Annotated in this window: 12 protein-coding genes; 6 read left to right on the top strand and 6 right to left on the bottom strand. The window is 64.0% G+C overall.

The features are described 5' to 3' along the window. Genes pcaG through pcaD form a run of 4 tightly spaced genes read right to left on the bottom strand, consistent with a single transcriptional unit; the run spans window position 1 to window position 2,471 of the window. Complete coding sequence (pcaG, locus tag BMI88_RS14315) at window positions 1–600, bottom strand: protocatechuate 3,4-dioxygenase subunit alpha (RefSeq protein ID WP_146673591.1); 600 nt, start codon at window positions 598–600, stop codon at window positions 1–3. Then, window positions 600–1,322, bottom strand: coding sequence for a protocatechuate 3,4-dioxygenase subunit beta (gene pcaH / locus BMI88_RS14310; protein ID WP_078549861.1), 723 nt, complete (start codon window positions 1,320–1,322; stop codon window positions 600–602). Before pcaH ends, pcaG begins: the two co-directional genes overlap by 1 nt. Beyond that, entirely contained in the window at window positions 1,319–1,693 is a 375-nt protein-coding gene (gene pcaC / locus BMI88_RS14305; RefSeq protein WP_246831894.1) for a 4-carboxymuconolactone decarboxylase, read from the bottom strand. The genes pcaH and pcaC overlap by 4 nt, the downstream gene beginning before the upstream one ends. Then, on the bottom strand, window positions 1,686–2,471 hold the full coding sequence (pcaD, locus tag BMI88_RS14300) for a 3-oxoadipate enol-lactonase (protein ID WP_078549857.1): 786 nt from the start codon (window positions 2,469–2,471) through the stop codon (window positions 1,686–1,688). Before pcaD ends, pcaC begins: the two co-directional genes overlap by 8 nt. A gap of 76 nt (window positions 2,472–2,547) precedes the next feature. Between pcaD and BMI88_RS14295 the strand changes: the two genes are divergently transcribed. Continuing rightward, window positions 2,548–3,468 (top strand): LysR substrate-binding domain-containing protein, encoded by a 921-nt coding sequence (locus BMI88_RS14295; protein ID WP_078549855.1) that lies wholly within the window; start codon window positions 2,548–2,550, stop codon window positions 3,466–3,468. Window positions 3,469–3,515: 47 nt separating this feature from the next. On the opposite strand, the gene BMI88_RS14290 is transcribed toward BMI88_RS14295, so the two are convergent. Continuing rightward, on the bottom strand, window positions 3,516–4,445 hold the full coding sequence (locus BMI88_RS14290) for a hypothetical protein (protein ID WP_078549853.1): 930 nt from the start codon (window positions 4,443–4,445) through the stop codon (window positions 3,516–3,518). Between the two features lie 331 nt (window positions 4,446–4,776). Between BMI88_RS14290 and BMI88_RS14285 the strand changes: the two genes are divergently transcribed. Next, window positions 4,777–5,622 carry a hypothetical protein gene (locus tag BMI88_RS14285; protein WP_078549851.1) on the top strand — a complete coding sequence of 282 codons (846 nt, stop codon included), beginning with the start codon at window positions 4,777–4,779 and terminating at the stop codon, window positions 5,620–5,622. Window positions 5,623–5,874: 252 nt separating this feature from the next. Then, window positions 5,875–6,105, top strand: coding sequence for a hypothetical protein (locus BMI88_RS14280; protein ID WP_348638898.1), 231 nt, complete (start codon window positions 5,875–5,877; stop codon window positions 6,103–6,105). A 118-nt stretch (window positions 6,106–6,223) separates the two neighbouring features. On the opposite strand, the gene BMI88_RS14275 is transcribed toward BMI88_RS14280, so the two are convergent. After that, complete coding sequence (locus BMI88_RS14275) at window positions 6,224–7,120, bottom strand: LysR family transcriptional regulator (protein WP_078549849.1); 897 nt, start codon at window positions 7,118–7,120, stop codon at window positions 6,224–6,226. 144 nt (window positions 7,121–7,264) lie between these two features. Between BMI88_RS14275 and BMI88_RS14270 the strand changes: the two genes are divergently transcribed. The 3 genes from BMI88_RS14270 to BMI88_RS14260 are packed head-to-tail and all read left to right on the top strand — an operon-like array spanning window position 7,265 to window position 11,647. Continuing rightward, window positions 7,265–8,494, top strand: coding sequence for an aromatic ring-hydroxylating dioxygenase subunit alpha (locus tag BMI88_RS14270; RefSeq protein WP_078549847.1), 1,230 nt, complete (start codon window positions 7,265–7,267; stop codon window positions 8,492–8,494). A 4-nt stretch (window positions 8,495–8,498) separates the two neighbouring features. Continuing rightward, on the top strand, window positions 8,499–9,569 hold the full coding sequence (locus tag BMI88_RS14265; RefSeq protein ID WP_078549845.1) for a hybrid-cluster NAD(P)-dependent oxidoreductase: 1,071 nt from the start codon (window positions 8,499–8,501) through the stop codon (window positions 9,567–9,569). Window positions 9,570–9,610: 41 nt separating this feature from the next. Then, the gene (locus tag BMI88_RS14260; protein ID WP_078549843.1) at window positions 9,611–11,647 is read left to right on the top strand and encodes an NADH:flavin oxidoreductase; all 2,037 of its coding nucleotides are present in this window, start codon (window positions 9,611–9,613) and stop codon (window positions 11,645–11,647) included. Window positions 11,648–11,795 lie beyond the last annotated feature (148 nt).

Below are 11,795 nucleotides of genomic sequence, written 5' to 3'. Positions count from 1 at the left end.
TCAGATATCGAAGAAGACGGTTTCGCCTGCACCTTGCAGACGGATTTCGAAGCGGTATTCGCCCGGCCCGGTCGCTTCGGCGACCATCGTGGCGATCCGGTCGCGATGCTCGATCCGCGCCAGAAGCGGGTCGCCCGACAGGTCGTCCTCGGGGAAATACATCCGGGTATGGAGCCCGTGATTGATCCCGCGCGCGAAGATCCAGAAGGAGATATGCGGCGGCGTCTTGCGGTCGCCCGAAAGCGCAATCGCGCCGGGCTTGATCGTCTCGAAGGTGATCTCGCCGGTGGTGAAATCGGCGGGAATACGGCCGAAACCGGAGACAGCCGGGTCGGCCCCCTCCTGCCCCGGATAGATACCGGCGGCGTCAGCCTGCCAGGTCTCGACGAGACAGTCGCGCAGCGGCAGATCGCCCCCGTCGACGACGCGGCAGGTGATCTTGATCCGGTCGCCTTTCGCCTCCTCCCCGGCAATCTCGCGGCCCAGCGTCTCGAAGGGCACATCCTCGATGCCGCAGGCTTCGGGGGCGAGACCGATATGGACGTAAGGCCCTGCCGTTTGCGAAGGCGTCAGGATCGGCTTGTCGAATTTCTGCACCATCACAATCCCTCCGGGCGGTTTTCGAAATGGGTCTGGCGGTGGCCGCGCAGCACGATGTCGAAGCGATAGGCAATCGCGTCCATCGGTTTCGTCTCGCCCATGTCGAGCGCCGCCACGAGCCGGTCGAGCGCGGCCTTGTCGGGGATCGTCTGTGCGATCGGGCAGCGCGCGATCAGCGGATCGCCCTCGAAATACATCTGAGAGATCAGGCGCTGGCCGAAGCTGTGGCCGAAGATCGAGAAGTGGATATGCGCGGGACGCCATTCGTTCGGACCATTGGGCCACGGGTAAGCGCCGGGCTTCACGGTGCGGAACGCGTAGGAGCCGTCTTCGCCGGTGATCGTGCGCCCGCAGCCGCCGAAATCGGGATCGAGCGCCGCCAGATAGCCGTCTTTTTTGTGGCGGTAACGCCCGCCCGCATTGGCCTGCCAGATCTCGATCAGCGCGTTGGGGATCGGACGGTTGTTCTCGTCCAGAAGCCGACCGTGAACGATGATCCGCTCGCCGATGGCGCTGGTGCCGGGGCGGGCATAGTTCAGCAGCAGGTCGTTATCGAGCGCGCCGAGCTTTACATGGCCGAAGGTCGGGCCGGTCTCCTCGCTGGGCGAACTGTCGAAAGAGATCAGCGCGCGCTCTGGGCTGCGCAGCACCGAGGTCTTGTAGGTCGGCGTGAAGAGAGGCGGATGGATACCGGCCTCGCGGGGGATCAAACGACCGGTCATTGGCCCATCTCCTTCAGCGTTTCCTTGATGATCTTGATCGCGTGATTGGCGCGCGGCACGCCCGCGTAGACCGCGACATGCAGCATCGCTTCGCGCAGGTCTTCCGGCGTGGCGCCCGTGTTGGCGGTGGCGCGGGTATGCATCGCGATTTCCTCGTGATTGCCCTGCGCCGCCAGTAGCGCGATCGTCACTATGGAGCGTTCGCGCGGCGTCAGGTCGGGCCGCGACCAGACCGAGCCCCAGGCGCCTTCGGTGATGAATTCCTGAAACGGCGCGTCGAACTCGGTCTTGCCCGCATCGGCGCGGTCGACATGGGCGTCGCCCAAGACGCGACGGCGCGTTTCCATCCCTGCTTCATATCGCTCAGACACGCTCATGCTCCTTCAGAAATTCAGTGATGAGGCGCGCCAACTGCTCGGGCGCCTCGATTGCGGGAATATGCCCCGCGCCCTCAATCAATTCGGCCCGCGCGCCGGGAATGGCGGCGGCCATCTCCATGACCTGCTCGGGCGGGGTCGCGCCGTCATGGCTGCCCGCGATCACCAGCGTCGGGGCGGAAATCTCGGACAGAGCGTCGCGCAGATCGGCCCCGGCGAGCGCCGCGCAGCAATTCGCATAGCCCTTGGCATCGGTGCGTGCGACCTCCGTCACCCAGAGCGCGCAATCAGGATGGGCGCGGAAGGTGGGGCCGAACCAGCGCTCGATCACGCCTTGCGCCATCGCGGGCAGACCCTGGCTTTCCACGGTGGCGATCCGCTCGGCCCAGCTTTCTTCGGTGCCGATCTTGGCGGCGGTGTTGCTGAGAACAAGCGCGCGCACGCGTTCAGGGGCGATCCGCGCGATCTCCTGCGCGATCATGCCGCCGATCGAACAGCCGACGAAAACCGCACGCTCGATGCACAGATGATCGGCCACCGCCAGCGCGTCCTGCGCCAGATCGGTGATCGTGGGGGCAGCGTCAGAGGTCGCGCTGAGCCCGTGGCCGCGCTTGTCCATGCGCACCAGACGATAGCCGGAGAGCGGGGCGACAAGCCCATCCCACATCCGCAGATCGGTGCCCAGCGAGTTCAGACATATAACCGGAACGCCCTGTGCCACACCGTCTTCGCGGTAATGGATATGGCCCCAGTCGCAAATAAGTGCGTGCATCCTCTTCCTCCCACCATAATCTTTTCTGAAGTTTTCGCTTGAGCCAAATATAAAATGCACGTTAATCCATAACCCCATGGCTATGCATAAAGGTCTCAAGCTGCGGCACATCCGCGCCTTTCTCGACACGATCGAGGCAGGCGGCGTCTCTGCTGCGGCGCGCAAACAGGGAATTTCGCAGCCTGCCCTGTCGAAAACCCTCTCCGAGATGGAGGCGATGCTGGGCGGCGCACTGCTGGAACGGCGCGGGCGGCGGCTGACGGTGACTCCTGCGGGCGAGGCGTTTCGCCGCCATGCGATACAGGCGCTGCAGGAGCTTGAGGCAGGCGCCGCTGCGCTGAGCGGCGACGGGATCGGCGACGTGATCAATGTGGGCGCGCTGCCGACCGTGGCGGGCTCGATCTTTCCGGGCGTCGCGCTCGACTTCAGCCGCGCCCATCCGGGCACGCGGCTCTCGATCAGCACCGGGCCGAACCTGTATCTGCTCGACCGGATCCGCTCCGGCGCGCTGGATCTGATGATCGGGCGGATGCCGGCGGCGGGCGACATGCCGGGGCTGCGCTTCGATTTCCTCTATGAGGAAGAGGTCATCCTCGCGGCGCGCGCGGGCCATCCTTTCGCGAACAGCCCCGCCCCCGAGGCACTGCGCCAATGCGACGTGATCCTGCCCACGCGCGGCGCGATCATTCGGCGCATCGTCGACGATTATCTGGGCGCACAAGGCATCACCGAGCCGCGCTGCCCGATCGAGACCGTGTCGCTCGCGACCGGGCTCGGGCTGCTGGAAGGGTCGGATATGCTGTGGTTCATCTCGCGCGGCGTGGTGGCGCGCGAACTGGCCTCGGGGCTTCTGGTGAGCCTGCCGCTGGGCGCGCAGTTCATGTCGGGCGCGGTCGGGCTGACGATGAAGCACGAGATGACCGAACGCCCCGAGGTCGCCCGGCTGACCGCGATGATGCATGAGGCCGCCCGGCTGCGCGAGGCGACAACACGCTGAGGCGCGGGCAAGCCGCCCTGCCCCGGCGTATTACACCTCAAAAGGCGTTATGATCCGGGCGAGGTCGCCGCAGCGCGCGCCTGTCTTTGCGCTTGCCTGCGCGCCTTGAAGGCCGCGACCAGACGCGGGATGCGATGTTCCTTGCCGCGGCTGGCGAGATGGTCCTCCATCACCTTGCGGTAAAGGTAGATATCCTTGCGGCCTCGGGTCGACCGATAATACCAATCCTCGCTCAGCTCGCCCGTGACCGCGCGCGCGATGACCGCCTTCAGAAGCTCCATCCGGCGCAGCACCAGCGCCGTCTTGTGCCCCTGCCCGAATGCCTTGAGCAGCGTGACGTTATCGCGCGGCAGACGCCCGACCTGTCGCATATCCTCTTGCAGGAAGGGATCGCAGATCACCCAGACCTTGGCCGCAGCACCGCTATGTTCAGCCGCATCCGAGCGCGGCAGCGACCAGTCCTGATCGCGCCCCCGCGCAAAGCGCCGCTCCCACGGGACCAGATCGCGCGCGAGCGTCGTCTGCGGGCTGAAGGCCACCACTTCGCAGCCCGGCGCCAGATCGGCGAAGGCCAGCGCGCCGAAGCCGCCCATCGAGGTGCCCGTCATCACGACCCGCGCGTATCCTTCGAAAAAGCCCTGATCGCGCAAAGCCTCCATCCGGGCGATCAGCCGCGCGTCGCGAAACCATGTCGGGCCTTGCGCAACCACGCCCAAATGGCTCCAGCCATTATCGCGGATGAATTTCTCGGCCCATGGCCGGATGTCATAGCCGGGATAGCCCGCATCCGAGAGGTTATCGAACGTCACGACCAGCGTGGCCGGATCGCGCGCGACATGGATCAGCGCATGAACCCCGAGCTTTTCATAGAAGCCGTCGCGGGGACCGGCGGGAAAAATCTCGCGATACCAATCGGGCAGCTTCTCCTCGAGCCCGGTTTCGCCCCCTGCGGCGTCGTCTTCGAAATCATCGGCCATCGAGATCGCTTTTTCCTGCTCGGGATCGGTTGAGGTCTGACATTTTTTCTTGCGCCGATCAATTACATACGGATGGTTTGGTGCTATCGTCACGGCGAATGCGAGATAAGAAAAACCAAAGAGATCGGGCACATTTATGGCAACAGGGAAGCGGAGCGCAGAACGTGGCCTGAGCCGCAGGATGCGGAGTGGGTCGACCCCGTCATATTGTGAACGAGATTTCGTGCATTCTCGCCCCCGTTGGACGCCCGACGTCTCCACCGAACTTACCGGATACCGCCCCCACGCAGCCTGACCGCCGCGAAAGACCTTTCCAAACAGGAGCCTACCCTTGTCCCAACTGCCGACGATCGCGACCCTGTGGATCGGAGACCGCCTGTCCTGGCTCGAACAGCTGAGCCTGAAATCTTTCGTCGATGCGGGCCATGACACGCTGCTTTATTGCTACAACCTGATCCCGAACGCCCCGCCCGGCGTGACGCTGCGCGACGCGCGCGAGATCTTTCCGGGCGACGAAATCATCCGCCACAAGCGCACCGGCAGCCCCGCGATCCATGCCGATCTGTGGCGCCTGCATCTGATGGAGAAGACCGATTACATCTGGGTCGATGCCGATGTGCTTTGCGTGAAACCCTTCGATTTCAAAGATGATTACGTGTTCGGGCTGGAGAAGCCGCACCTGATCTGCAACGCGGTGATGCGCTTGCCTGCGGAGTCGCAGACTCTGCGCGGGCTGCTGGATTTCGTGGCCGACCCCTATGCGATCGGGCCATGGCTGAAAGAAGAACAGCAAGAGGAACTGCGCGCAGCCCGCGACCGCGGCGAACCGGTGCATTTCTCCGAGCAGGAATGGGGGCTGACCGGCCCTGCCGCGTTGAGCCACTTCCTGCGCGAGACCGGCGAATGGGACCATGCGCTCTCGCAACAGGCCTTCTATCCGATCCCGTTCAAGAACCGGAACAAGATGATCATGTCGCGCTTCGACGTGGAGACGGATTTCCTGACCGACGAGACCTATGCGGTGCATATGTGGGCGCGTCGGATGAAGCCCCGTCTGGAAGAGGCCGAGAACAACCGCCCCCGGCGCGGCAGCTACATGCACAAGGCGTTGCAGAAACACGGGATCGACCCGTCCGGGGCCCCGATCCCGCCCAAGGTGAAACCCGTCGACGCCTGAGGCGGTGGGGTCTCCGGCAGTCGACGCGGGGTGCGAAAGCGCAGGCCCTGCCCGCGGCCAGCCTTGACCTCGACGGTCCGCTGACCCATCTTTTTGCTCAGATGCAGGTCACACTGAACGCCCGAGTGCTCGAACCTGCATTCAGATGATGTTAGCCTGCTGTTTCGTTGACCCGGCTTGCAGCCACAGACAATCCGCCTTTGCTGTTCAGCCCGGAGGAGGTCCGCCATCAGCGCTCAGATACTCGCCGCCGTGATACTTTTGCCGTTCGTGTTCGTCGCTCTCTACGCGGGCATTCACGAGTTTCTCCGTTTCAGATCGGAGGGACGGGCGAATTACGGTCTGATCTTCGATGAAGAGACGGGAACCTCCTACGTGACCGGCATCGCGGAAGAAGAGGACGCGTTCGACCCTGACGACTTCGATCCCAACGACTACAACGAGTCAGAAGTCGCCGAGGAAACGGATGAGAGCAAAACCTGAGAATTGCGGCCTCTGAGCCTTCTTTGTCGGCGCGACCGCTCGCGGGGACAGGCATCTTCACACCTTTTCGCGCTTGAGCGCCTAGGGACGTGGCACGTGCCTGTGCGATGCTTTGCGGTCAGCCGTCCGCCTTCGTGACGCTCTGCGCGACCAGCCAGTCGCGGAATTTCTTCGCCTTTGCGGAGGCGCGACGGTGAACCTTGATGTAGAAGCACTGTGGCGACACCACGCTTTCTGACCCGAGCGCGACGAGCTCTCCGGCCTCGATCAGGTGGCCGACCAGACCGTCCCAACCAAGCAGAGCGCCGACACCCTCCTTCGCCATCTGCAGCCCGATCATGTAATTGTTGACGGTGATCCGTTTGCCGGTCGGCCGCGGAGCGCCGAGCTCGGACAGCCAATCGGGCCATTCGGTCCAACGATGGCGCTCGCGCGTGATGTGGATCAGCGGGACGCGGTGCAAGTCATGTGCGGCGGTGATGGCATAGCGCGCAGCAAATGCCTCCGATCCGACCGCGCAGATGCGGTCCTGAAAAAGCTGCGTGCAGGTTTCGTCCCCCTCGGGAAACTCGCCGTAATGAAGGCTGAGATCGACGGTCGCTTCCAAATCCACCGCGTCGCTCACGATTTGCGAGACGTTGATATCCGAATGGTTCAGCCAGAATTCCGTCAGTTTGGGAGTGAGCCACAAAGAGCTGACCGCGGTCGAGGCCAGCACCATCACGTCGTCCTCCGCGACAGGCCCGCGCATATCCCTCACGACGTCGGATATCGCCTCGAAGCTGCGCTGCACGGCGTTGAACAGATAGGCCCCCGCCTCGGTCAATTCGACGCCGCGATGCTGGCGGCGAAACAGCTGCTGACCGAGCTCCGTCTCGAGCGCCCGAATCTGATGGCTGACGGCCGTCGGGGTCACGTTCAGCTCTGACGCCGCCGCCTTGAAGCTTAATTTTCGGGCAGCAGCCTCGAAACAATTCAGTGAGCTAAGCGAGGGAAGATCATAGGGGCGCTGCATGATGTCGGTTTCGAACCATTCCGTGTCGAAATATGTCTTAGGTGAGCTGAACTCACCCGGGATGAATATTTATGACGTTGAGAGGCACGAAAAAGCAAATTTGAAATGAGGTGAAATCACGCTTGGATAGGAAAGGCCGCGCCCGTGACACCTTCTCTTGCCGATCTGCTCGCACATCGCAAACCCGGATATTCGCTCGACCGGGCTTTCTATACCGACCCGGGCATCTTCGAGGAGGATCTCGAGCATATCTACTACCGCGAGTGGCTTTATGCGATTCCGGCCTGTCAGCTGGTCAAGACCGGCGACTATGCGCGCCTGAAGATCGGAGCCTATGACGTCATTCTGGTCAAGGGCAGCGACGGCGAGATCCGGGGCTTTCACAACACCTGCCGCCACCGCGGCTCGATCCTGTGCAAGGCGAGCGCGGGCCGCGTGGCCAAGCTCGTCTGCCCCTATCACCAATGGACCTACGATCTGGATGGCAGCCTGCTCTGGGCGCGCGAGATGGGGCCGGAGTTCGACCCGAAAGAGCATCGCCTGCACGCGGTTCAGACCCGCGATCTCTGCGGCCTGATCTATATCTGTCTGGCCGACGACGCCCCTGATTTCGAAGCATTCGCGGCCATGGCGCGCCCCTATCTGGAGGTCCACGACCTGCACCGGGGCAAGGTCGCCTTCACCTCGTCGATCATCGAGGAAGGCAACTGGAAGCTGGTCTGGGAAAACAACCGCGAGTGCTATCACTGCTCGAGCAACCACCCCGAGCTGTGCAACTCCTTCCCGCTCGACCCGGAAGTCGCGGGCGTCTCCGCCGATGGTTCGATCTCGGCCCGGCTTCAGGGGCATTTCGACCGCTGCGAGGCATCCGGCGCGCCTGCGCAATTCCGTCTGGGTGGCGACGGCCAATACCGTCTGGCGCGGATGCCGCTGCAGGACAATGCCGTCAGCTACACGATGGACGGTCAGGCGGCGGTGCGCCGTCCGCTCGGGCGCGTCGCCCTGCCCGATGCGGGATCGCTTCTGAAATTCCACTACCCGTCGACCTGGAACCACTTCCTGCCCGACATCACACTGACCTTCCGGGTCATGCCCATCAGCCCCACGCAAACCGAGGTGACGACCTGCTGGATCGTCGATCGCGATGCGGTCGAGGGGGTGGATTACGATCTGGATCGCCTGACGGAAGTCTGGATCGCCACCAACGATCAGGATCGCGAGATCGTCGAGGACAACCAGCGCGGCATCAATTCTCCGGCCTATACGCCGGGGCCCTACAGCCCGGATTGGGAGTCCGGCGTGATCCAGTTCGTCGACTGGTATGCCGACACCATGACTCGCGCGCTTGCCCCGCGCAGCGTCGCGGCGGAGTAGGCTCATGGCTGCAACTGCTCAACCGCTCCTTCAGTTCTGGACCGATGACGAACCGCTGGAATGCGTCAACTTCCTGCCCGAGGCCCCGAATACGGCGAGCTTCACCTTTCGCCCGCCCTCGGGAGCGCTGTTCCACTTCAATGCCGGGCAGTTCGTGACGCTGGAATTGCCGGTGGCGGGCGGCCCGCTGCACCGGACTTTCACGATCTCCTCCTCGCCGTCGCGGCCCACCTCGCTCACCGTCACGGTGAAGGCGCAGCCGGACTCGCTCGGCACGCGCTGGATGCTCGACAATCTGCGCCCCGGCATGCGGATCAAGGCGTTGGGACCGGCGGGGATGTTCTCGAACGTCGTTCATCCGGCGTCGAAATACCTGTTCATCTCGGCAGGCTCCGGCATCACTCCGATGATGTCGATGACGACGCAGCTCTATGACGCGGGCAGCGACCCGGACATCGTCTTCATCAATTGCGCGCGTCGTCCGTCGGAGATCATCTTCCGCGAACGGCTGGAGCATATGGCCTCGCGCCTGCCGGGGATCGCGCTGACCTGGGTGGTCGAGGAACAGGATCGCTACGCGCCCTGGACCGGGATCAAGGGGCAGTTGAACCAGCTCATCCTCGGTCTCGCAGCCCCCGACTATCTCGAGCGTGAAGTGTTCTGCTGCGGCCCCGAACCCTTTATGCGCGCGGTGCGCGAGGCGCTGACCGGTCTGGGCTTCGACATGGACCACTACCATCAGGAGAGCTTCAACGCCCCGATCTCCGATCGCCCCGTCGAGCCCGAAGACGACGTGACCCCCGACGAGGATGCCGCCGTCGAGGTCACCTTCGCCAAATCCGGCAAGACCGCGAAGATCAAGGAGACCGAAACCCTGCTCGCCGCCGCGAAAGCTGCGGGCGTGCCGCTGCCGTCGGGCTGCACTTTCGGCGTCTGTGGCACCTGCAAGATCAAGACCAAAGGCGGTCAGGTCCACATGGTCCACAACGGCGGCATCACCGATGACGAGATCGAAGAAGGCTACGTTCTCGCCTGCTGCTCGAACCCGATCGGCGACGTCTCGATCGACGCCTGACAGCCCCCTGCCCTCAAGACCCGACCTCAAGGAGTCCGCCCATGTCCAGTGATCCGCTTCTGCAGCCCTATCAGCTCAAGCATCTGACGCTGAAGAACCGCCTGATGATCACCAGCCACGAGCCCGCCTACCCCGAGGACGGGATGCCCAAGGATCGCTACCGCGCCTATCACGTCGAGCGGGCGCGCGCGGGCGTGGCGCTGACGATGACGGCGGGCTCCGCTTCTGTTGCGCGCGACAGCCCGCCGGTCTTCAACAACATCCTCGCATGGAAAGACGAGGTCGTCGGCTGGATGAAAGAGCTGACGGATGCCTGCCACGAGCACGACTGCGCCGTGATGATCCAGCTGACCCATCTCGGCCGTCGCACCCGCTGGGACAAGGCCGACTGGCTTCCGGTCGTCTCGTCGAGCCATGAACGCGAGGCCTCGCACAAGGCCTTCCCGAAGAAGGCCGAGGATTGGGACATCGCGCGCATCATCGAGGACTATGCCGATGCCGCCGAACGGATGAAAGCGGCAGGGCTCGACGGGATCGAGCTGCAAGCCTATGGCCACCTGATGGATCAGTTCTGGTCGCCACTGACCAACGATCTGGACGCCCCCTATGGCGGTAGCTTGGAGAACCGCCTGCGCTTCACCTTCGACACGCTCAAGGCGATCCGCGCGCGGGTGGGCGACGAGTTCATCGTGGGCGTGCGCTACACCGGTGACGAGGACCTGCCCGGCGGCATCACCCGCGAAGAGGGGCTGGAAATCTCGCAGCGTCTGAAAGACAGCGGCATGGTCGATTTCCTCAACGTGGTGAAGGGCCATATCGACACCGATGCGGGCCTGACCGATGTGATCCCGGTGCAGGGCATGCGCAGCGCGCCGCATCTGGATTTCGCCGGAGAAATCCGCGCCGCCACCAAATTCCCGACCTTCCACGCCGCCAAGATTCAGGATGTCGCCACCGCGCGGCACGCGATCGCGGAGGGCAAGCTCGACATGGTCGGCATGACCCGCGCCCATATGGCCGACCCGCATATCGTCGCCAAGATCATGCGCGGCGAGGAAGAGCGTATCCGCCCCTGCGTCGGCGCGAATTACTGCCTCGACCGGATTTATCAGGGCGGCATGGCGCTGTGCCTGCACAACCCCTCGACCGGGCGCGAGTTGGAAGTTCCTCATGAGATCGCCAAGGCCGATGCGCCGCGCCGCGTGGTTATCGTCGGGGCCGGTCCGGCCGGGCTCGAGGCCGCCCGGGTGGCCGCGGAACGCGGCCATGAGGTCATCGTGCATGAGGCCGCCAACGATCCCGGCGGACAGGTGCGCCTGACCGCGCAATCCAAGCGCCGCCACGAGATGATTCAGCTGATCCAGTGGCGTTTCGCGGAATGCGAGCGTCTCGGCGTGAGCTTCCGGTTCAACAGCTATGCCGACGCGGACACCATCCGCGCTGAACAGCCCGATGTCGTCGTGATCGCGACCGGCGGCCTGCCGCATACCGAGGTGCTGGACGCAGGCGACGATCTTGTGGTCTCGTCCTGGGACATCCTGTCGGGCGACGCCCGCCCGGGTAGCAACGTGCTGATCTATGACGACGCTGGCGACTACGCCGCCCTGCAGGCCGCCGAGACCCTCGCCGCCAGCGGTGCCAAGGTCGAGGTCATGACGCGCGACCGCAATTTCTCCTCCGAGGTCATGGCGATGTCGCTGACCCCGTCCTTGCGCGAATTGCAGGCCCGCGACGTGACCTTTACCGTGCTTTGGAAACTGACGGGCGTGGCGAAGGACGGAAACGGCTTGGTCGCGCGCGTCGGCAGCGATTACGGCGCTTTCACCCGCGAGCGACAGGTAGATCAGGTCGTCGTCAATCACGGCACCCGCCCGCTCGACGACATCTATTTCGATCTTCGCGAAGACGCGATCAATCAGGGCGAAGTCGATTACGAAGCCCTGATCGCCGGCCAGCCGCAAACGGCCACGCGAAACCCGAGCGGCGCCTATCAACTCTTCCGCATCGGCGATGCGGTGGCTGCACGCAACACCCACGCGGCAATCTACGACGCCTTGCGGCTGATGCGCACGGTCTGATTGTGGTTTCAGGCGAGTGGCACGCCGCGGCCTCCCACGACACGGGAGCCTGGGGCACACTGCGCAGGCTGCGGTCAGTGCAGGGGTGTAGGTCTGCCGTCAGGCCAGCCAAAGCGCAAGACACCGCCCAAAGGCGGCATTTAACGAA

The organism is Thioclava sp. F36-6, assembly GCF_002020305.1.
GTDB lineage: Bacteria > Pseudomonadota > Alphaproteobacteria > Rhodobacterales > Rhodobacteraceae > Thioclava > Thioclava sediminum.
Note: the sequence above shows the minus strand (reverse complement) of the source record. Positions and strands in the feature narration are given on the sequence as shown.